At 49.9% G+C, this 21,853-nt stretch carries 17 protein-coding genes; 12 read left to right on the top strand and 5 right to left on the bottom strand.

Annotated elements, in window-relative coordinates; genetic code table 11:
• Positions 1–13: 13 nt before the first annotated feature.
• Positions 14–199: a hypothetical protein gene (locus tag BUA24_RS09015; protein WP_072791577.1), complete on the bottom strand. Its 186-nt coding sequence runs from the start codon at positions 197–199 to the stop codon at positions 14–16.
• Between the two features lie 298 nt (positions 200–497).
• Here BUA24_RS09015 and BUA24_RS09010 point away from each other — a divergent pair, with 298 nt between their 5' ends.
• Together BUA24_RS09010 and BUA24_RS09005 are read left to right on the top strand one after the other, a co-directional pair.
• Positions 498–1,553: a lysylphosphatidylglycerol synthase transmembrane domain-containing protein gene (locus BUA24_RS09010; protein WP_072791574.1), complete on the top strand. Its 1,056-nt coding sequence runs from the start codon at positions 498–500 to the stop codon at positions 1,551–1,553.
• A 2-nt stretch (positions 1,554–1,555) separates the two neighbouring features.
• On the top strand, positions 1,556–1,939 hold the full coding sequence (locus BUA24_RS09005) for a hypothetical protein (RefSeq protein WP_143146491.1): 384 nt from the start codon (positions 1,556–1,558) through the stop codon (positions 1,937–1,939).
• Positions 1,940–1,978: 39 nt separating this feature from the next.
• Here the strand turns inward: BUA24_RS09005 and typA are convergent, their stop codons facing one another.
• A complete protein-coding gene (gene typA, locus BUA24_RS09000; RefSeq protein ID WP_245790393.1) occupies positions 1,979–3,811 on the bottom strand; it encodes a translational GTPase TypA in 1,833 nt (610 codons plus the stop codon).
• 62 nt (positions 3,812–3,873) lie between these two features.
• Positions 3,874–4,767: a cytochrome c oxidase assembly protein gene (locus BUA24_RS08995; protein ID WP_143146490.1), complete on the bottom strand. Its 894-nt coding sequence runs from the start codon at positions 4,765–4,767 to the stop codon at positions 3,874–3,876.
• Between the two features lie 121 nt (positions 4,768–4,888).
• Here BUA24_RS08995 and BUA24_RS08990 point away from each other — a divergent pair, with 121 nt between their 5' ends.
• From BUA24_RS08990 to BUA24_RS08980, 3 genes are all read left to right on the top strand, one after another.
• Entirely contained in the window at positions 4,889–6,892 is a 2,004-nt protein-coding gene (locus tag BUA24_RS08990; protein WP_072791562.1) for a helix-turn-helix transcriptional regulator, read from the top strand.
• Between the two features lie 463 nt (positions 6,893–7,355).
• Entirely contained in the window at positions 7,356–9,677 is a 2,322-nt protein-coding gene (gene mobF, locus BUA24_RS08985) for a MobF family relaxase (RefSeq protein ID WP_143146489.1), read from the top strand.
• Positions 9,678–9,736: 59 nt separating this feature from the next.
• A complete protein-coding gene (locus BUA24_RS08980; protein WP_072791557.1) occupies positions 9,737–11,287 on the top strand; it encodes an AMP-binding protein in 1,551 nt (516 codons plus the stop codon).
• Between the two features lie 21 nt (positions 11,288–11,308).
• Here BUA24_RS08980 and BUA24_RS08975 read toward each other — a convergent pair whose 3' ends face one another.
• Together BUA24_RS08975 and BUA24_RS08970 are read right to left on the bottom strand one after the other, a co-directional pair.
• Positions 11,309–12,079 (bottom strand): PIG-L deacetylase family protein, encoded by a 771-nt coding sequence (locus BUA24_RS08975; RefSeq protein ID WP_072791589.1) that lies wholly within the window; start codon positions 12,077–12,079, stop codon positions 11,309–11,311.
• Between the two features lie 49 nt (positions 12,080–12,128).
• Positions 12,129–12,839 (bottom strand): glycosyltransferase family protein, encoded by a 711-nt coding sequence (locus BUA24_RS08970; protein ID WP_072791555.1) that lies wholly within the window; start codon positions 12,837–12,839, stop codon positions 12,129–12,131.
• Between the two features lie 70 nt (positions 12,840–12,909).
• Between BUA24_RS08970 and BUA24_RS08965 the strand changes: the two genes are divergently transcribed.
• The 7 genes from BUA24_RS08965 to BUA24_RS08935 all read left to right on the top strand — a co-directional run bounded on the left by BUA24_RS08965 (position 12,910) and on the right by BUA24_RS08935 (position 21,619).
• Entirely contained in the window at positions 12,910–14,067 is a 1,158-nt protein-coding gene (locus BUA24_RS08965) for an adenylate/guanylate cyclase domain-containing protein (protein WP_072791553.1), read from the top strand.
• Positions 14,068–14,085: 18 nt separating this feature from the next.
• On the top strand, positions 14,086–14,730 hold the full coding sequence (locus BUA24_RS08960) for a ribonuclease HII (RefSeq protein WP_084660373.1): 645 nt from the start codon (positions 14,086–14,088) through the stop codon (positions 14,728–14,730).
• A 43-nt stretch (positions 14,731–14,773) separates the two neighbouring features.
• Positions 14,774–15,553, top strand: a complete 780-nt coding sequence (locus tag BUA24_RS08955; protein ID WP_072791547.1) for a GntR family transcriptional regulator — start codon at positions 14,774–14,776, stop codon at positions 15,551–15,553.
• Between the two features lie 84 nt (positions 15,554–15,637).
• On the top strand, positions 15,638–15,835 hold the full coding sequence (locus BUA24_RS08950) for a hypothetical protein (protein ID WP_072791545.1): 198 nt from the start codon (positions 15,638–15,640) through the stop codon (positions 15,833–15,835).
• Positions 15,836–16,140: 305 nt separating this feature from the next.
• Positions 16,141–16,767 (top strand): hypothetical protein, encoded by a 627-nt coding sequence (locus tag BUA24_RS08945; RefSeq protein ID WP_143146487.1) that lies wholly within the window; start codon positions 16,141–16,143, stop codon positions 16,765–16,767.
• A 9-nt stretch (positions 16,768–16,776) separates the two neighbouring features.
• Positions 16,777–18,381, top strand: a complete 1,605-nt coding sequence (locus tag BUA24_RS08940) for a DNA polymerase Y subunit UmuC family protein (protein ID WP_072791540.1) — start codon at positions 16,777–16,779, stop codon at positions 18,379–18,381.
• 76 nt (positions 18,382–18,457) lie between these two features.
• Positions 18,458–21,619 carry an error-prone DNA polymerase gene (locus BUA24_RS08935; protein WP_072791538.1) on the top strand — a complete coding sequence of 1,054 codons (3,162 nt, stop codon included), beginning with the start codon at positions 18,458–18,460 and terminating at the stop codon, positions 21,617–21,619.
• Positions 21,620–21,853 lie beyond the last annotated feature (234 nt).

Genomic DNA, 21,853 nt, shown 5'->3' with positions numbered 1-21,853 from the left:
CGCTCCAAGTCGATCATTTCCTTACAGGCTTGCGCCTGCGGTCTCTTCTACCATAGTGGCTTGCTCCGCCACTTACGTTTAGGTGACCCGCCAACTCCTTACGCATCGTGTTTTCAAGGTTGAGTTTGGTTATTGTGATCTTTGGTATATCGGCTCTTTCGTCCCTAACTCTTTGTGAGACGACTTTCGTCGGGACCAAACAGATGGACCGAAGGTGTTCTTTGAAGCGGCAATAAGTCGTCGTAGGTGATGCGGTAGATTCTTGCGCCCTCCAGGGGTATTTGCTGTCGTTCAACGTCCGGTTACCCTAGCTAGGTTGTGCAGTCACCTGCTCTTGCTCTTTAGGTGTTCAACTTCGCTTTCATTTGAGTTTCTTATCGTCTTTATTCCGGTCGAATCTCGCATTAGAGGTGGAGTGTAGTTGGACAAGTCGGCCCAAGGGAGGAAGCGGGCTTCAAGTGTAAGTCGTTAAACTTGGTCTATGGATAAGAGGTTGTGTGGGCATAACTCTTAGGAGAAGGTGGGTTCGCCTAACCCTGAGCTATGTAGTCGCTATTGCTGGAGTGGGGATTGGTGCATATATCTTAGTCCCCAAGTCGTCCGAACTTAGGGCGATCGCTACCGTAATAAACGACTCCGACACTTGGCTGTTATTTGTGGCTGGGGCACTAGAGCTCTTGTCGATCTGGTTTTATGCGCTGACGACACGCGCACTTGCCCAGCAGCACCGGACTAACGTCTCGAGGCGTTATATCCTTTTAGTCACGATAGCCGCATCCGCAATAGGCAACTCTTTGCCTCTAGGGGCTGGTGTAAGTGCACTGTATGCCTTTAGAAAATTGGAGGACCGGTCTGTGCCGAAAAAGGAAGCAGCCCTTGCTGTAGGAGCAACAAACGCTCTAGCAGTGGCGACGCTTGCGCTATTGGCGGCGCTAACTGTGCCTTTGGGTGGAGACTCGGTGTTGAGTGGGGCAGACGTAGTGGTGCTGCTCGCAGTAGGAGCGCTGTCGTTTGTCTTGGTCGGTTACGCTCATTTTGTGGTTGGCGTTGTGTCATACGCGTTGGAGTTTTTACGCTCAATGCCACGGTATAAGGTGGCTGGTGCTAGGCGAAGAGCCCAAGAAAGACGTGCGTCAAACCTCCGTTTCGAACTATCAAGGAGTTCAATAGCCTTTGGTTCGTTATTTGCCTTTTTGAACTGGCTCTTTGATCTCTTGGCTCTTTTGCTCTCTGTTCATATAGTGCACGCAAAGGTGCCACTATTCGGAGTGGTTGCGGCCTACTTCGTTGGTGCGCTTGCGGCTAATCTTCCCATTACTCCAGGGGGTTTAGGTGTTGTGGAGGGTTCGCTGGCGGTTTCACTCATAGCATTCGGCGGTGGAAAGACATCAGTTTTAGCAGCAGTACTTTTGTACCGCTTGGTGAGCTTTTGGATCTGGCTACCTCTTGGCTGGGCGGTGCATTTTGTCCTGTCTTACCTAAACCACAGGCGATGGAAAGATGAAGGAAGAGTTGAAACCAGTGAGTTTTCTGCAAAGGAGGTGTGGATGTAGTGGTGAGCTCACTTAGACCAAAGGTGGTAGCAAGTGTTTTGGTGATATCGACCCTTGGAGTCGCTCTCTCGAGCTGTGGTGCCTCCAACTCGACTGTGGGAACTTCGGCAAACAACTGTCTAGTGTCCCTGGCTGCTGCGTTGCGTTCACACCACCTAGGGTCAACTTTAGTTGGAGTACGTCTAGTCAGTCCCGAGGTAGCGTATCGGTACCACTTTACATCCACCTTGCTGCATCAAAACGTGTGCTTAGTCGGATTTAGGTTGTCGGGGACGAACGGTCATCGGAGAGCAATGGCGGTCTACGCTTACAGCGAGAACTCTGCCAATTCGATTGGGGTTCGAATCGTGGAGCGCCATAGACTAAGGATTACTCACCTGATATAACTTTGGATGACTCTCACAAAGTTTGATCCGCTCGCATCCCTACGACTCAGAGCCACTCCGCCTCTGGTTTTTTGCTCGGGCACGCATGGACTGATCTAGTATCACCTTGCGAATCCGAACTGACTTCGGTGTAACCTCGATGCATTCATCGTCGCCAATGAATTCAAGTGCTGACTCTAAAGTATGTACATGAGGAGGCGACAGCCTTACGAGTTCTTCTGCAGTCGAGGATCTCATGTTCGTCAGCTTCTTCTCTTTAGTCGGGTTGACGTCCATATCTTCGGTTCGTGAACTTTCACCAATCACCATGCCTTCGTAGACCTCTTCGCCTGGAGCGATAAATAGTTGCCCACGCTCTTGCAGGTTCAGCAAGGCGTATGCTGTGGCAACGCCACTTCTGTCTGCTACGAGCGATCCAGAAGATCTAGTTCTTATCTCTCCAGCGTAAGGTCCGTAAGAGTCAAAGGCGTGGTGAAGAATGGCTGTTCCTCGGGTGTTTGAAAGCACCTCTGACCTAAGACCTAGCAAACCTCGAGACGGAATCAGGTATATGGCCCTCATCCATCCGCTCCCATTTTGGGTCATCGTAACTAGCGAGGCTTTTCTTACCGCTACCGACTGGGTCAGTGCGCCAAAGTACTCTTCAGGAATGTCTACCTCGAGCCGTTCGAAGGGTTCTTCAAGCTTTCCATCTGGACCCTGTCGCGTTATTGCACGCGGCTTTCCTACGGTCAGTTCGAACCCTTCCCGTCTCATGAGCTCAATCAGAACGGCCAGAGCCAACTCTCCTCGTCCTTGAACCTCAAAACTATCGGCACGATCCGTTGGAAGAACCCTTATTGACACGTTTCCTATTAGCTCGGTATCGAGACGTGCCTTTATCAGTCGAGCCGTTACCTTCGTGCCCTCTCTTCCGGAAAGAGGCGAAGTATTTGCAGAGAAGTTCATGGAGATCGCAGGCTCTTCCACCTCTATAGGCGGTAACGGGAGCGGCGTTTCGATGGAGGTAAGGGTCTCGCCGATAGTTACGTCAGGTATTCCTGCAACAACGGCTATGTCACCACAGTGAACGGTGTCGGCAGGAACCCTGTCGAGGTTCTGTGCCACAAAGACCTCACCAATCTTTACCCTTGCGCTCGTTCCATCTCGCCGATACCAAGCAACCGATTCGTTTCGGCGCAGCGTACCGTTCATAATCCTGCAGACAGCCAGCCGACCTAGGTACGGAGATGCATCGATGTTGGCGACTAGCGCTTGCAGAGGAGCGTCGTCATCTCCGTCTAGGGGGTCGATATGATCTATCAGGGTCTCAAAAAGAGGTCTAAGACTGTCTGACTGCTCTTCAAGTGAGCGCTTGGCCCATCCTGAGCGGCCTGATGCGTAGAGTACGGGGAACTCTATCTGGCTCTCGTTCGCACCTAGGTCTATAAATAGTCCCAAGATGTCGTCCAGAACCTCTTTTGGCCGGGCGTCTGGTCTATCTATCTTGTTTATTACGACGACGATAGGCAACTTGGCCTCTAGGGCCTTTCTCAGGACGAAGCGAGTTTGAGGTAGAGGCCCCTCAGCAGCGTCCACGAGGAGGATCGCACCATCCACCATCGTCAGACCTCTTTCAACCTCGCCGCCAAAGTCGGCATGGCCGGGGGTGTCCACGATGTTGATCTTGGTTCCGTTCCACTCAAGTGCGATATTTTTTGCCAGGATAGTGATTCCCTTTTCACGCTCGAGATCCATAGAGTCAAGAACTCTGTCTACGACCTCCTGGTTGTCTCTGAAGGCGCCACTTTGTCGAAGCATTGAGTCGACTAACGTCGTTTTTCCATGATCGACATGAGCTATGATCGCGACGTTTCGGATTTCACTGAACAAAGACTTTGAACCACCTATCAGACACTTATGCGCCAGTCCCTAGTATAAAGCGCTTAGGTAGTCTACCCTTGGTCTCTTAGTTTTCTCTCCGAGCGTGTGAACTCTCGTTCAACGTCTTCCATCGTTAGAGGCTGGGGATCAGCCCCTGTTTCTTCGTAGCGGTTTGCCTTGAGTAGGATCGCAACCGATGTCCCCCATAGTATGCCTAGAGAGATGACTTTTGAGAGTCCTCCAGCAAGTTCTTGGTCTGCTACAGCCGATATGCCAAGAGCATGAATGTGAGCGGCGAACGTCGGGTAGTAGGAGTGTTGCGAGAATATAAGAACGAAGGCAGGAAAAGACGGTAGTAGAGATTGGGCGAAAAGATAGATCACCCGCCCCATCGTAGACATCTGCCTGGCACCTGGTAAGCGGCCAAGGGCGGCTATCCACATGATTCCTGCTGCTGCGATCAGCTCGATATGAAGACCGGTTCTAAAAATGGCGCTGTTAGACTGTGCGCTGACAACGGCGGTCAACATGGAGCCTACGATGGACCCCGAGAAGATGAAGGTAGAAGGTACAGCTCGAGTTAGATGTGCTAAGGCAGTGTCTATAAGGCGGGGTCCTGTTAGTTTGACCATCATCCATCGTGGGATGCCATCCAGCATTAGCGGGACGGCTGCGAGCATGATCAGCAAGTTTTGACCAAGATATGCCATTACTGAGTAACTCTGAGCGAGCCTTTCAAGGGGATAGTTTGTAAGTATAACCAAGAGGAACAAGCCGGCTGTGAAAGACGCCCTCTCCTTTTTCGTAGAGTAGAGACCAAAGTATTGGAGCGGCGAGTAGGTTCTACCGATATATCTTGCCTGGCGCTTTGCGTAGCGAAACAGTGCGCCAAAGTACATTGAAGCGAGCATCACACCGGCTAGGAGCGACACGAGATTTATCGATAGTGTAAATGGTCCGGTCATCAGCCTGCCTTGTATCAAGCTACCCTGCAATGTTATCAAAGATCGACTTTCAAGTACAACTGCTAGAGCCAATGTCGTCGGATTCCATAAATCTGACTACGACTCAAAGCGAGGGGTTTTCTTGGTCTACTATGAAGCAATGGCTTCGAACGACTCGTTTATGCATATCGTAAACCTTTTTGAACTGCTTACAAATACAAGTCGTCCTTTGACATATGAAGAGATCGTCCAGGCGTTACCAAGCCTTCCCACCGGCACTGCGGCAAAGCGGCAGGCGTTCGAGCGGGCTAAAAGCTCTCTTAAGTCCCTGGGTTTTCCCATTCGCGTGGTTGATTCTCCAACAGGTAAGGGCCAAGGATATCTGATCGATCGCAAGGATGTGGCGCTTGATCTAGCCCTTAGCAGAGAAGAAGAAGCTGCGCTGGCCTTCGCCCTTAGCTCGATAGGGTCGATTACTCGGGAGAACTCTGTTATCTTGAGGAAACTTGGTCTTACGGAGTCATCTTCGTTTTTGCGTGTGTTGAGCCAGCAGAGCGTAGATGATAGCTTTACAGTGCTCTTTGATGCTATCTCCACAAAGACACCGGTTGAGTTTTGCTATGGAAGAGATCGAAGAAGACGCATCGTTAGCCCCTACGGTCTCCTTCAGAGATGGGGACGATGGTATCTGGCGGCAGCTGAGACTAAAGACGAGAGGGTTAAGAGCTTTCGTCTAGATAGGATCGAAGGATCTATCACCTTGGGAGATCAAACTCAGTACATTACACGCCCAGACGACTTTGACATCGATTCCCTTCTCACAAAGGATCCGTGGAGTATTCAGGTCTCTGACTCTGATACTGTTGTCGTTGGTTACCAAGGCGACAAGGTTGAACTCGACTGGTTCTTTGAGGACAGATCCGAGGTCCCAATCGATGACAAAGAGCTGCTTTCTTCGGTCAGTGAGAGTTGGACACTTCGAGCAGTGGTCGTTTCCAACTGGGATGGATTTCTTTCAGATGTTATGTCTCTTGGAACCGACGTTAGGATCGTTGCGCCTCAACGTGCTATACAGCTTGCGACTAGCTGGCTCGAAGGCATGATCACGGCTTCGCGCAAAGAGATAGATGCAGTAATAACTGAACCTGTTTCAGGGGCGAGGTACGATGAGGTGAAGCAAAGGCGGGCAAACGTCTCCTCTCAGAAGGCGATCCGTAGATTTGAGTTGCTCTCTGAGATCTTGCCTTATCTCGGGCGTGTTAGATCTACAACGATCTCGGACACCGTCGAGAGGTTCAAGGTTTCCCAAAAGGAACTGATAGAGGTGCTGGAATTTGCTGCGACCTGTGGGCTACCTCCGTACACTCCCGATCAACTCTATGAGATAATCGTTGATCCCGAAGAGGACTTGATCGAGGTGCGGCTCGACACTCCGTTGGCTCAGCCTCGCAGGCTCTCCCTGGCGGAGGCGCTTGTAGTCCTAGTCGCTGTCAGGACTCTTATAGTAGCCGATAACAGGCAGAGTCAACCTCTTTTGTCTGCACTTGCCAAGTTAGAGCTGGCAGTCTCGGGGCTTAATGTTGACGATGAAGATATCTTCGTAAAGGTGGAGAAGCCTTCCTTTCGTGATGAGATGGAGGCGGCGATCGAGGCTGAAGCTACAGTCTCGATCCGCTATGAGGACAAAGACGAACGTGTAGTTGCGCCCGTATTGTTATTTGTCTACGAAGGTAAGTGGTACCTGCGAGCGTTGGATCTAAAGAGCAACTCGGTAAGACACTTCCAGCTCAACAAGGTGTCTGGTCTGCGTATCTTGAAAAAAACCCAGCCACGCATAGACGCAGCCTCAGCAAAAGACTTTGACGTTACAGATCCCTTCATGCTCAAAGAAAAGGCTGTTGAGGTGAGGGGGTGGGTTAGCGGCTTTGGACTTAGGGTGCTCGACACTTACCTGGGAAGCTACCTTTCGGTGCTGGAAGACCACGGGGATATCTCCTTAGTGCAGATCCCTTCATCATCAACCTATTGGTTATCATCTTTGTTGTTGCGTCTTGGTCCTCACTTTGTGTTTGCTGATCCGTCGGCTAGTGGACGCGAGCTCCAAAGAGAAGTGGCATCCAAGGTACTTGCTCTGTATAGTGCATAGACCGATCGATACAGATGCCATAGAGTTGGCTGTGGTGTGACTTGGCCTTTGGTTCTCTCAGCATACTGCAGACCTGACTAAACCTGGTCTCCTTTGGAGTGGGTTGTTCAGATTGTGGTAGTGTGCGCCTCTGCTATTTGAGTCCGTCAAGTCTTCGACCTGAAAGACTTACGCTACGTCCCATGGAGACGGAGATGGGGAAGTTGTATATAGATTGATGTTGATTATTTCGTAACCATTCAGGGCTGGCTAGTGGGTAGGGCTCCTAGTCAAACCCTAAGCACGGTATCGGGCGGTTCAAATTTTGGGCCATACTTTTGATATTTCCGTCAACACGACGTGCGATTGACTAAGACCTGATAACATTAGCTACGTTTTTCTTCGCGCTGAGGCGCCTCTTGCTCTGTTGACTTCAGCCTCGCATCGACTCCGAGCGATAATCTTGGCATGGGGAGATTTTTGGTTGCAGATCCATCCGATTACAAAGAGCGACTTTAGTTACTACTTCATAGACGAACTGATCGATCGTGTGGAGTCAGTCGGAGTCGAGATCGGTGGCTCAAGGATTCGTTCAGGTATTTCGCAGATACCGAAGGGTATGTCTATTTCAGAAGCAGCAGAAGAACTGGACTCGCTGTGTTCTTCGAGGCGTCTTTACATCGCTGTTGATCTAGTTGTTGCAGCTCCAAAATCGGTCTCGATCTTGTGGGCTTTGTCCACTGACACTATTCGACGACAGATTGAGATTTGTCACGAGAAAGCCTTATGCCGCGCTCTTGAATACTATGAGGTCACGGAGAACTGGACTAGCTCAAAAGGAGAGGTGATAGGTGGTAGTGGAGTAACTGCATATGAGTTTAGACACCGCATCTCCCGGAGTGCAGATCCGCACCTTCATTCTCATGTGGTTCTCCTAAACGCAACCCAGTATGGTAACGATATCAAGGCCTTGAACCTTACCCGGCTGAGACGCGCCTTACCCGCTCTTGAGGCACTCTATCGCTTTGAATTTGCACAAGTACTCTTTGAGACAACCGGATTCTCCCTAAGGGGCGAGATCTTAGGCACTCTTCTCCTCCCGGGACTAAACGAGACAGCGATAGATCAGTTCTCAAAGAGACGCCGAGAGGTTCTCGAGCATGCCCAGCGCTATGGATTGAGTCGATCTGCTCGCAAAGTAGCAGCGGTTGCTACCAGGACTCGAAAAGAACCCCTGAGTCTTGAGGATCTAGGGGAAAGATGGAAGCGCAGTGCTAGAGAGGTTAATGTAGCTCTTTATAAAGACGGTAAGCGACCTTACTTGGACTTCTGCGTTACGCCTATATTTGTATCACCCGTCCCAGATATATTTCACTCCGAGTTCTTGTACACATTGGGGAAGGCTGGCTGTGTTTCGGCCGTTCAAGCCTTCGACGATACCTGCAGGACGTTGCTGCGATCTTCTAAGGAAGAACCGAATCGTAAAGACCAATCTGTGGCTAACTCCTACCTCTCCTTTAGAGAGGTTCCCTCACTTCCACCAAGTCTCATAGGTTCTGTATCGCAGCAGGTGGACCTTCACATTAGCGAGCGATTTAGGTCTCTTACAGCTGAAGCGACTCGCAAGCCAGTCGTCAGCGGAGATCGAGAACGAAGTGGTGTCTATCTTCACGGAGATCCCCTTGAGGGGAAGACGGACAGGTTCTATCTTGCTCGTACCAAGTGGGAACGGAGATATCTTGGGGAAGACGATTCACCTTATTCTTCTCACGTGATTTACTCAAAGGGGAAGATCATTGAGATGGAATCCTTTTCTCGCCTGTCGTTATCTCAGATGGAGCAGTTGCTAGCTGACAATGTAGTAGCTGGGTTTGAGCCAGTAGAACAGAGGCCTCAGACTTCGGATCTTACCACTTCATTATGCGCAACGCCACTTGTAAAGGTAAAGGGGGTATTTCCAGCGATAGACGCCGAGATCTTTCTAAGTAAAGATGAGATGCTTGAGGCGGTTAGGGCTGATATCTACGGGAAGGTCTCCGCTCAAGCACGCCTAGGCCTTTACGTTCTGGAAGCTTCAAAGGACGCAAACGATCTTCGTTCGAAGATAATAAGCACCTTGGATGTAGAAAGAGGTCTCGAACTATCGCACAAGGGGAAAGCCCTGATTCCTGGCGAGCTTGTGGCCTACATAGTGCCACGCAAGGGACTAAGGGTCGTTTATGTGGATCCGCTATCTGCTGCCCTTGGAACACTCCTTTTAGTTGATTCGGCAGATCCTACCAAAACCATCTGCCCAAGTCGGACTGACACGGTCATTCCGGTCTCTTTGGTTAGTGACAAGACGGCACTACTAAAGGAGGTGCTAACACATGGAGACAAGAACTGGGAGCTTACAGCGATCTACTCACCCCTTGGTAGTACGATTTGGAGTGCGGCGAAGTTTTCGATAAGGAGCAAGGTGCTTGCTTCTTTAGACCAAAAAGAGTTCTACTCCACCTTACTAATCCTAAAGAGCCGTCTTGGCGACCTTGAAAGGCTCAAAGGTGTCACCCTGGGCTTCGCCGATGAGGACTCGGTAGCTAGAAGTGTTTTGCGAAAAGGTGGTCGCTTACTTGATGTATCTGGGTACAGCGGACAAAGGGAGATAGAGAGGGTGCGTACGCTGCTTTTGCAAAGAGGTATTGAGTTCAAAAGAGAGATACGGTCTAAGGCACGCGAAGCTGGTGAACTAGGTATCTCGAGAGACATCACCAAAGAGATGCTTCGCGAAAGATCCTTAGGCGATCGAGGGGGTACAATAAGATAAATTTTGTTGCATAAGGCAGCGATATACTGAGCAAGTAAGTCCAAACTTGGAGGGGTCGAGTGAAGGTAGCTCTAAGCGTAAATGATTTTCTGCGTCGGGGGGTTACAGTCTTCCCGGACCGACTGGCTCTTGTAGATGAACCAAATGTACCAGGATCTCTGGGTCGTATCACCTATCGTTCTTTTGACAGCCGTGTCAAGAACATGGCAAAACGGCTCGAGGAGATGGGGGTCCAGATCGGAGATCGGGTGGCGATTATTTCGCCCAATGCAGGAAAGTTCTTGGTGTCTTACTTTGGGGTCTCCGGATATGGTCGTATTTTGGTTCCGGTGAACTACCGACTTACGAAGGAGGAGGTCGCTTACATAATCGAGCACTCCGGATCGCAAGTTGTTCTGGTTGACCATGAGTTTGCACATCTGGCAGAGGGGTTAGATGTGAAGAAGGTCATCGTCTTAGACGGAGTCTCAGACGCCGAGCTATTTCAGGAACTGCCTGATGGAGAAAGTCCCCCAAGTGAATGGGATCCGGATGAAGACTTCACCTGTTCTATTAACTACACCTCTGGTACAACCTCAAGACCCAAAGGTGTACAGCTCACACATCGTAACGTCTGGACAAACGCCACTACTCTTGCTCTTCACACCTCTGTTACTGATCGGGACGTTCTAATACACACCTTGCCCATGTTTCACTGCAACGGGTGGGGGATGCCCTACGCAGTGACGGGACTAGGAGGTACACACGTTATCCAAAGAAAGATCGACGGAGAGTCGATTCTTTCAAGGGTTGATGCTGAAGGCGTCACCCTTGCCTGTGGAGCGCCTGCGGTTTGGGCCGCCACGCTTAACGCAGCAGATGAGAGGGCCAGAAATGGTCAGAAGGTACCAGGTCGTGACGAGGTGAGGGTGGTTGTAGCGGGAGCTCCTCCTCCTTCAAAGATGATTGAACGGATTGAGACTGAGCTTGGGTGGGAGTTTATTCAGATATACGGCTTGACGGAAACCTCCCCTCTCTTGACGGTAAATAGGGCACCAAAGGAGTGGGGAGATCTCAAAGCATCTGAGAGAGCAAAGCTACTTTCAAGAGCTGGTACTCCAGCGATTGGTGTCGAGATAAAAATCGACGCCGACGGTGAGGTCCTTGCCAGGTCTAACCACGTTTTTGCAGGGTATTGGAACCAGCCCAAAGAGACGGAAGAGGCGCTTCGGGATGGCTGGTTCCACACCGGAGATGGGGGGTACTTTAGAGACGGCTACCTAACGATAGAAGACCGGAAAAAGGACGTTATCATTACCGGAGGTGAAAACGTATCTTCTATAGAGGTGGAAGACGCAATATTTCAGCATAAGGCTGTTGCGGAGGTTGCGGTCATCGGCGTCCCCAGCGAGAAGTGGGGCGAGGAGGTCAAGGCTCTGGTCGTGCTAAAAGAGGGTGAGAGCGCGACCGAAGAGGAGATAATAGCTTTTTGCAAGTCTCAAATCGCGGGATACAAGTGTCCTAAGTCGGTCGAGTTCAGAAAGGAGCTCTCAAGAACGGCGACCGGAAAGCTTCAGAAGTACAAACTTAGAGCCCCTTACTGGGAAGGGCTCGAAAAGAAGGTGAACTGACCTCTCGTCTGTAGGACTGATCTAAATATCCGAGATTAGCTTGAACGCCTCTGCGCCTCGGAGACCTTTGGGTGCTCCAGTCTGTGTGGACATATCCGCTATGCGTCTTGTGAGTTCGTCCCTTTCTGCGGGGTCGTCGGGGTTGTGTATTCCCATCGACGTCTCGAGCTGAGACCTATGAGCTAGTAGTGCTTTTGCCTTCTTCGAAACCGTCTCCTCAATCTCTTCGAAGTGGTCTTCAATCTCTGCTTCCCAAAGAAGAAGATGGGTTGGTCGGAAATAAGGGTAAGCAGAGTTTGGGAGGAAGAGAGGATCTCGGGCAATTACGACAGCATCTGTTAGATTCAGCCCAGCGTTACGGTGGTCGGGGTGGAGTCGGTACATCTTCCACGGATCGTGTCCAAGTACTACATCAGGTCGTATCTTTCTGATATGCTCTGCGATCTTTGAGGCAACCTCTATGCTGTGTGGAAGCTCTCCATCCACATAACCCAAAAAGGTTACGTCGGTTTTGTCGGTAATCTCTGCAGCAGCGGCGACGGCCTCAAGTTGGCGAACTTTTATGAGTTCGTTCCTGTCCATGTCTTGGCGCCATGATCCCTTTGAGCCATCTGTAAGCACAAGGTGCGCTATCTTGCACCCCTGATCTGCCCATTTTGCCAAGGTTCCTCCGCAACCAAACTCAATATCGTCTGGGTGTGCACCTATCGCCAATGCGACCTTCGGAGTTGTGAGGTTCTTCGTTACCTCAATGTTTTGATTCTTTAGATACGTTGCGAGGTTCTTTGTCATTGTAGGTGTCATAGTAACTGGTCTTTGTCAATATCTAAGACCTGGAGCTCTACTTGGGCCAAAGGCCTCTTGCCGATCCACTTATCAGACAAGACGGGGCTAGCAGCCTCGTCTCACGCTCTATGGCATCTTTATAATAGGTTGCAAAACTTGAGTTGGGAAACTGTGAAACTACATAGGTTAGATCTTCATAGGTGTCAAGATCTATCTCAAAAGGTAGAGACCTCACTACGGAAACATCTACGGAACCGCCAAGTCCTTCAATGTGTTTGGCGAATGACTCTGATCCAAAGTGCGTCTTGACACCAATATCGGATGGAACACCTATAAGGTTTGTTCCTTTTTGCCAACGATCAGATATTAGAGTCACGCAACTTTTATCGATCTCTTCGAGGGTCTGAGATACTGTCTCTTGCGAGACCAAGGGGAGATCGGAGTGGGTTATGATCTGGTACCCAAACCCTCTCTTCCGTCCCCATGACAAAGCAAAGTTGACGGCTTCGTTGAGTCCCCCTTGAGCTGAAAGGAGGGAGGATATACCTAGGTCTCTAAGGCGAGTAAAGGTTTCAGGGTCGTCACAGAGTGCATAAGTGGTCAGATGCTTAGACAGAGCCGATACCGTGTTTTGTGCACACCATTGAGCTATCGCTACTCTGACGGTTTCTGTGACGTTCCCGGCTATGCGGGACTTGGCATGTCTAAAATTTTTGATCGGAACGAACGCTACAGCTTTGGTCTCTGTTCTTGTTACATCTAGCATGTCATTACCGTCTTTGTCCTCTATGTTAGTTAGTCGTTGTGCAGATTCAGATATTTTGGGAGGTTGAAAAGTGGATCCGCTGGACCCTGAGGTGAATCGACCACCCAAAAAGCCTAGCAATGAAGGTCTGCGTCTTCCTAGGCACCTCCTTGAGTACTTGGAGCGAGCAGGTGTAACACAAGAGGCAGCTGAAGAAGCCATTAGAGAAGGTCAGCTTCATCGACTTGCTGTGGATGTGATCCTTGGCCCTATAGATCAGAGGATGTCGATCGAAGAGCTTTCGAGCCGCTCGGGTGTTGAGATCGACTCGCTGCGCTCGATATGGAGGGCATTGGGATTCATAGACGTCGAAGAGGGAAGCAAGATCTACAGCGAGGTAGACCTCGAGGCGACGGTGGTGCTTAAGCCGCTCATAAGAACCGAGATGGGTCGAGATATCGCTATTAAGTTAGCAAGGATCGTGGGCTCCTCTATGTCCCGAATAGCCGAAGCTGAGGTTGTGGCCGCACTGGTGGGTGAGAGAAGCGGTCCAATCGTATCAGCATTAGAAGCATACGATCAGAACCTGGAGTTAGCCGATCGCTTTGCAAGATTTGCCGAGAGAACTCTCTCCGTGGTTCCCGAACTCTTGGGATACTCGTGGCTGAGACACCTTCATGGAAGCGCTCAGCGTATCATTTCAACATCGGATAGGTCTCTTTTAGATTCGTCACTTATCGAGCTGTCTGTGGCCTTTATAGACATGGTTGGCTTCACTGCTCTCTCGCAGCAGCTCTCCGCCAAGGAGTTGACCAAGGTGGTGGCTCACTTTGAGGCTTTGGCCTATGACACAGTCGCAGAGGTAGGAGGACGGGTGGTAAAGACGATCGGCGATGAGATAATGTTCGTAAGTGAAGACCCCGTGTTAGCTACAGAGATCTGCTTAGTGCTCAGGGAGAGGTTCGCACAGGAGAACGATATGTCGGCTCAGGTTAGAGCGGGTGTAGCCTTTGGACCAGTGCTGCCTATTAGCGGTGACTACTTTGGAACGGTAGTCAACTTAGCGTCAAGGATTGTGAATATAGCTTCGCCCGGTGCAGTGGTAGTTGCTGATCTGGTGCATGAAAGGATAGAACGTTCCGACAAGTTCGACACCTTTGCCTTACGTTCACGTTATATCAAAGACATCGGGTACGAACAGCTCTGGGCGGTCGTAAGAAAAGGAGAGTTCTCTATTGGCGAACAATAATCTTGATAAGGGCATCAGTTGTTAGGAGTCGACGAGGTGGGGAGGGGAGCCTGGGCAGGACCTTTGGTGGTTGGCGCCGTTCTAGCTGATCCTACATCGTTGGCAGAGCTTCTTAGGTTAAAGAGGAGCGCAAGACAAAATAGAGAGACCTCTGCTATCTTCTACGACTCTAAAGCTTTGAGCAGAAAAAAGCGAGAGGTCTTGGCAAACGATATACGTGACCGTTCCCTCAAGGTTGGCTTAGGTGTCGTCTCCGCTGAAGAGATAAGTTCGCTTGGGCTAAGCGCCTGCCTTACTCTCGGCTTTTTACGGGCGTGCTCAGAGATGGGGATCCAAGACGAAGAGATTCACCTCGACGGTAACTTCAACTATCTCAAAGGAACCGAGTATGAAGAACAGGTAGTCTGCAAAGTTAAAGGCGATACCCTAGATCCGCTCATCGCTGGAGCATCGATAGTTGCTAAGGTTTTTAGAGACGCAGTAATGGCTGAGGCGAGCGTGCACTACCCGTACTACGGCTTTGAAGACAACGTTGGCTATCCTTCCAAGACCCATATCTATGGACTTCAAGGGTGGGGGATGTGTCCCGAACACAGAGATCGATGGTCTTTTGCGACGAAACTACCTTTTGGTCCGTTGTCAGTGAAGCGCTCGGAGGTCTAACTAGTACTATTTACATACAAAGAGCTAAAGAAGTGGTGCATCTGTGGCAAGAGAGAAAAAGTGGCAGATAGAGGGAGTCTTAGACCCCTCTGACCCCATGCCGTTATGGGCCCAGCTTGCGAGCGCCCTCAGAGATGCGATCCTGAGAGGGGAGTTCCAAAGCGGGTTTCCTTCCGAGCTGGAACTAAAAGGTCACTTCGATGTGTCTCGAGCAACGGTTCGAGAGGCGATTAGAAGGCTTAAAGAAGAAGGGATGTTGCAGTCGCGCCAAGGCTCAGGGACTTATGTCAATGGACCTAACTCCTACGACCGCATGCAGGTAAGCAGCTCTTCGATAGCCCGTGCGATAAGGGAACTGGGTCTGGAAGAGACCTCAAAGGTGATAGGGCTAGAGGTTGTTCAAGACGACCGAGCTGCGCGTGCGCTAAACCTTTCCGACGGAGAAAAGACACTTTTAGTATCCAGAGTCAGGCTCGGATCGCAGGTTCCAATGGCCTTAGACTACTCATGGCTTAAGCTCCCAGAGTCACTTCCGCTCCTAGATGCGGATCTCTCCCAGGGAGCGCTGTATGAAAGTATGGTAGAGGAGTGTCAGATTCTTGTTAGTGGAGGCGTGGATCGGTACCGAGCTTCGGTTGCTACGGATCTGGAGGCTGAATACCTATCTCTTGAGGCTGGTTCACCGGTTATCGTTGCAGAGAGAATCGCGTACTCGGGGGTAACGCCGATTGAGTACAGGCGTTCTACTCTTGCTACCAAACGCCTAGCGTTATCCGCTGCCTGGGGTTTTATTCCCGATAAGGATAAAGGGGAAAGCAGATAGTATGTCTCGGCGACTAAGGTTCTCTAATCTGAGCGACGGTCAGATGCGACCGTAACTTTGCGATGGTCTGACTAACTTGGTTGTATGGACAAAAAGTATGTGTGGATACTTCGTGCGTCGTCTCTTTGGGTCTTTTACACCTGGGGAGTCCTTGTGAAGAACATGATAAAGGACAAAAGCCACTCTTTAGGATTCAGGCTGGTCCATATTGCGCTTGCGGCTATATCGCTAGGATTTGGTGGTGCGGTGTGGAAGGTATCAAACGAACTCGCTTCCAAATAGGTAAAACGTTACCCGCTGTGTAGAGTGACCCCCAGCTCTATATGACGCTGGGACCTATGTGGGTTATGGAGTGTTGCTTGCTAAATCGCTAAGATACCTTGTTGTTTTAGTTTGTATGTTTTACGTTGGCCTTTCCGGTGGCCGTGGATCCTTTCTCCTGTCGTTTACGTCTTACAGCCTTAACTTGGTGGTAGTAGTTATACCTTGTTGGTGGGCCTGAGGATCCATCTCTAGTTTTGTATGCGACCTTGGTCTTTACATCTGAGGTAATCAATATTGTAGAACATATGTTCTACAATATTGAGATGAGCTCATCTTCACAGACTCTAAAGAAGACTATCTCTAAAGACGACTTTGTCTACAAAGACAGATCTGTTTTAAAACTGCCCTTTGCTTCGACTTCGTTGCGCAGAGGCGATACGGTCGTTGTACGCGGATCTGAAGGAAGTGGGGTTCTTTCTTTTTTGTGTGATCTCCTAGATGCCATTGGCTCAGATGTCAACTGGAGGGTTGGGGTTAATTTACGGGACTTGGGGGTAAAAGGACTACTGCAAGGCAGCAGGTATACAGCTGAGATGTTCTTTGTAAACTGCGCCACCGATGTAGCTCCAAGATGTATACATACCTTGCTTGACGCCTTTGAGTTGGTAGTGATAGATGGGTCGTTCTCTACTCAAGTGGCTACTCGTCTCTCAGCTAAAGCCCGTCAACGCAACGCTATTTTACTCGTGCTTGAGAGAAGCTATCTCTATACAAGCAGAACTGTTCAAAACGGATGGATGGGGAAAGCCGACCTTGTTGTAACCGCCCTTAGCTCTGGATTTCAGATCAATCAGTCTCAGACTTTGGAGTCGGTTGTTCGCAAAAGTCCTCTTTTGAAGGTAAGGAGCCATGGAGTAGATTCAATAGGCACTTTAGCCCGGGTCTCTTAGGTACAAGCGATGGTCGCTATGGAGAGGTTTATATGCGTATATTTCTACAACCTCGCTTACGATGCTCTAGGTGACGTTAGCGTCGATGTGGTCTTCGATGAAGGCGTTGTTGTAGGAGTTGCCCCTAGATGTACTCCGATGGGGATAAGAATTGGAGACACATCGTCAAAGGCCCTTACTTTATATCCAAAGCTCAAAGCCTCTACAAGGTCCCCAAAGAAAGAAGCTGAACTCTTTGAGGAGTTGAAAAACTTAGCTAAAGAGGTGTCTCCCTTTGCAACCACGAAGGACTCGATGGAGATCTTCTTTCCAACAAGAGGATTGACAAGGTACTACGGAGATGAGGAACATGCGATCAGTTATCTGTCCAAACTTTTTACCGATAACGGCTTGGTAAGAACCGTTGGTCAACTGCCGTCTCTTCGCGTAAGGGCAGAAAAGGCATACTTCAGCGTTGGAGCTGCTCCAGGAAGATTCTTTGCCTACCTGGCTTCGCTTTATGGTGTCTTTTTAAAAGACGAAGAGACGAAAGGCTTCATTCTCTCTTTACCGGTCAGGAACGTTGTCAAGGATCAGATAGCGGATGAGGTACAAGAGATGGGGGTAAAAAGTGTGTCTGATCTGCTTGGTGTGGGAAGACACCACCTATCCAAACGCTATGGCCTCTACGGAGCATCGCTCTATGAACTTTTAACCGGCGAGAGAGACTGGAGTTCACAACTTCTAGAGGGAGAGGTCTCCTGGGAGGTATCGGTGGAGTTTGACGGCGAGACCACCTCCGAATCGATGCTCTTTGCACTGGTGGGTCCGGTCTCTGATCTTTTGGACTCTTTGGAAAATGAAGGGTTCGTTCCATCTCTGATCTTGGTTCAGGTATGTGCCTCCTGGGGCAATTTCACTAAAGAGATATCCTCTACCCATGGGGTCAGTAAGAAGTCCCTGATGGAGCGTATTAACTTTCATCTTGATTCTATGAAAAAGCTCTCTGTAAAAAGTCTTGGTGACGCTGCCGAGCTTGGTGCTCAGGAGATACAGGAGGTAACGGTAAGGGTTAAGGAGTTGTCTCCTTTGATCTCTACTCAGGTCTCTTTCGACAGCATGGAGGTCGATAACCAAGACAGTGTGAGAAGGGCCCTGGATAAGGTAGTTTCTTTGGCGGGTGAAGGTGCTGTCTTGGTTCCTCGTATTGTAGGTGGACGGTCTCCCTCTGACGCTGCACGCCTGGTTCCTTTTATGGGGAAGTCTCTAGATAAGGTTAAGGACTCTGTGAAAGATCCGCTGTCTTGTGTCCCGTGGCCAGGCTCTCTTTTTGGGGCTTACCCCTGCTGTGTCTATGAAGACCCCATCGAGATCAGTCTCTTTGACGCCAACGGCGCTTTGGTGCTGATGAATGCTAGAGGAGTCTTAGAGTCAGACCCTTTCCTGGCTGTAACGCCTTCAAATCTTACTTTGCACATCTCTGACTTTGTAGGACCGTGGGTGGTGGAAGAGAGATGGTGGAGCCGGGATCGTCAACGCTATGGGCGTATCTTGGTGCACTTTGAGGAGGACTCTACCGTTCACCTCCTAGTCAGAAAGAACCAGCGCTGGCTTTTAGAGGCTACATATGACTAAAAATAACTTTACCCAGTGCTTGATCCGCAAAGGCACTATGTTAGTTGATCGAACATATGTTCTATAAACTGTCTTTGTGACTTTCTGCGAGGAAGACGGATATGCAGAGCTTCATATCCACTCAAACTTTAGTTTTTTAGATGGCGTGTCAGACCCTCATGAGCTTGTTGAGGAGGGGGAACGTCTGGGTCTTTTTGCTATGGCCCTTACTGATCACAACGGACTCTACGGTGTTGTGAAGTTCTCTAGGGCTGCAAGAGGCAGTACGGTAGTTCCTGTATACGGTGCTGAGGTAGCTATATCAACCTCTCAACCTAGGTCTTTAAATAACGATCCTGAGGGAAGTCACTTGGTTATACTGGCGAAAAGTCCAGCTGGGTATAGCGACTTGTCTTCCGTTTTGACAGAGGGACACATGCGTTCAGGTAAAAAAGGAGTCTTTGACCTAACCTTGAGTGATCTTGCAAGGTTCTACTCCAAAGAGTGGATAGTTCTAACCGGCTGCCGCAAAGGGCCTCTATCTAAAGCTCTTATAGAAAAAGGACCAAGTGCTGTTTCAAGGGAGCTTTCCAAGCTGATCGAAGTCTTCGGAAAAGACAACCTAGCCGTTGAGTGCTGGGATCACGGAGATCCGATCGACTACCATCGCAACAAGGTATTTGTTGAACAGGCTGTGCGTTTCGGAGTTAGGGCGGTAGCTACTGGAAATGTGCACTACGCAACTCCAAAGGCAGCCAAGGCAGCACAGGTGGCGTCTGCAGTTAGAGCCTCCAAAACACTTACCGAGATAGAAGGCTGGCTACCAGCAGCTCCGATGGCCTATCTGCGTTCTGCGAGTGAGCAGCGAAGAAGGTTTAAGAAGTTTCCTACCTTGGTGGACAACACCTTGGATATAGCTCGTGAATGCGCTTTTGACCTGCGTCTGGTCTCACCGGATCTGCCTAAGTTTTCAAAGGTAAAAGAAGTTAGTGAAGATGAGTATCTGGCGCAGCTAGTGGAACAGCTGGCGCCTTTGAGGTATGGAAACCGTAGCGATGAACGGGTTAAAGGAGCGTATCAGCAGATAGATTACGAACTCAAAGTCATCAAGGATCTGGGGTTTGCGGGTTACTTCCTAGTGGTGTGGGATGTGGTTCAGTACTGTAGATCGGCTGACATTTTTTGTCAGGGACGGGGCTCTGCTGCTAACTCTGCAGTGTGTTATGCCCTTGGAATCACCAACGTGGACCCAGTCTCTTTGCGGCTTCTCTTTGAAAGATTCCTGTCTTCTGAGAGAGACGGTCCGCCAGATATCGATGTCGATATAGAAAGTGGCAAGAGAGAACAGGTCATACAGTACATCTACTCCAAATACACAAGAGAGATGGCAGCACAGGTTGCCAACGTCATAACCTACAGAAGCAGATCGGTTATAAGGGACGTAGGGCGAGCCTTTGGGTATGAGGAAGAGGTTATCGACTCCTGGAGTAAGTCGTTAGACAGAAGGGGATCTTTAAGCAGGCAGTTAGAGGAGGTGGATATAGAGGGATCTCCAATAGTCTCTGTGCCCAAGGACGTCTCTGAGATAGCTTTGGAACTTGAACATAACCCCAGACACCTTGGGGTCCACCCAGGGGGAATGGTTATCTGCGACCGTCCGATTCGTTATGTGTGTCCCACGGAGTGGGCGCGTAAGGAAAACAGGTCCGTTTTGCAATGGGACAAAGAAGACTGCGCCGAGATCGGGTTAGTGAAGTTCGATCTCTTGGGACTTGGTATGCTCTCGGCTCTTCATGAAACTATCGACTTGATAGAACGTTTCTATGGAGTTGTAGTTGATCTAGCACTTTTGCCTCAAGAAGAAGAGGTCTATGAGATGCTTTCAAAGGCTGACACGGTAGGGGTGTTCCAGGTTGAATCCAGAGCCCAGATGGCAACCTTACCCAGATTGAAACCCAGAGAGTTCTACGATCTTGTCGTCGAGGTAGCACTCATAAGACCAGGCCCGATACAAGGCGGATCTGTCCATCCTTACATACGTCGTCGTAACGGCTTAGAAGAGGTAACGTACCTTCATCCACTGTTGAAAAACTCTCTGTCTAAGACTTTGGGTGTTCCTCTGTTTCAGGAACAGCTTATGCAGATGGCGATAGACGTGGCAGACTTCTCCCCCCAAGAGGCGGATCTGCTACGTCAGGCTATGGGTTCTAAGCGTTCTAGCGAGAAGATGGAGAGACTAAAGAAGAGGTTTTATGAAGGCATGAAGGGAAACGGTATCACGGGAGAGGTAGCTGATCAGATATTCTCCAAGATGGCTGCGTTTGCCAGTTTTGGTTTTCCAGAGAGCCACTCTGCATCTTTTGCTTACCTTGTATATGCAAGCGCTTGGCTCAAGCTCCACTATCCAGCAGCTTTTTGTGCAGGACTGTTGCGTTCCCAACCGATGGGATTTTGGTCACCAAATACGTTGGTGGCTGACGCAAGGCGTCATGGAGTAAAAGCACTGCCCCCTATGGTCGGGCTCTCTGAAGACCGATGCTCTCTGGAGCCTCTCTCTGGATCCTGCGAACTTGCGCTTAGATTGGGACTGGACCAGGTGCATGGGGTCGGTGGGGAGGTGGCGAAGAAGATAGCGGACAACGGGCCGTACCGATCAGTGACAGATCTAGCCAGGCGCTGCTTGTTGAACGAAGGCCAGATCTCAGCTTTGGCAAAAGCGGGAGCTTTGGAGTTTATAGACCATGGCCGTTCGAGGCGTCAGAGCCTTTGGGGGGCAAAAGAGGTGTCTTTAGAGGCTAAAGACGGGAGGCTCTTTGCCGAGATGGAGCCTCCGCCAGAGCTTCCGCAACTCTCACTCTTTGACCGCTACGTTATGGATATATCCTCAGTGGGAGTAGTAGTTGACGGTCATCCCATGGACCTTATTAGGAGTTTGCTGGGAGACGAAGTAGTCACCTCAAAGGACCTGCTGGAGATAGAGAGTGGCTCTAAGGTTATCGTGGCCGGGGTTGTGACCCATAGGCAGAGACCTGGAACGGCGAAAGGGGTAACTTTTTTGAGCCTTGAAGATGAGTTTGGTCTTATGAATATAATATGTTCCGTTGGGGTATGGAAGCGGTATCGGAGTGTTGCTCGATTTAGAGACGATCTAGTTATAACGGGCAAGCTTGAGAGGCAGGAGACGGTTGTAAACATAGTGGCACATAAGATTGAGCCCCTTGCCATTTCCTCAAACATAAGGCCGAGAAACTTCCACTAAAGAAACTGGCGTCGATGTGAGGGGTCCCCAATAGCTGATCCACTGTCTCTGTGAGTTCTGCCTTTGGTTATCGTTGTTGAGAGTATTACCCTACCCATCCTGCTCGTCTTTTTGCTGTAGGAAACATCCAAGAGAGCAGGAGGGGTTGGGGGGAGTATAGCTTTCTTCGGTTGTGCTGCTTTCGCCTTCTCCTCCCGTACTTCCCATTACATATGTGGTCGTTCTTTGGCGCTT

The organism is Ferrithrix thermotolerans DSM 19514, from assembly GCF_900128965.1.
In the GTDB taxonomy this organism is placed as follows: Bacteria; Actinomycetota; Acidimicrobiia; order Acidimicrobiales; family Acidimicrobiaceae; genus Ferrithrix; species Ferrithrix thermotolerans.
Note: the sequence above shows the minus strand (reverse complement) of the source record. Positions and strands in the feature narration are given on the sequence as shown.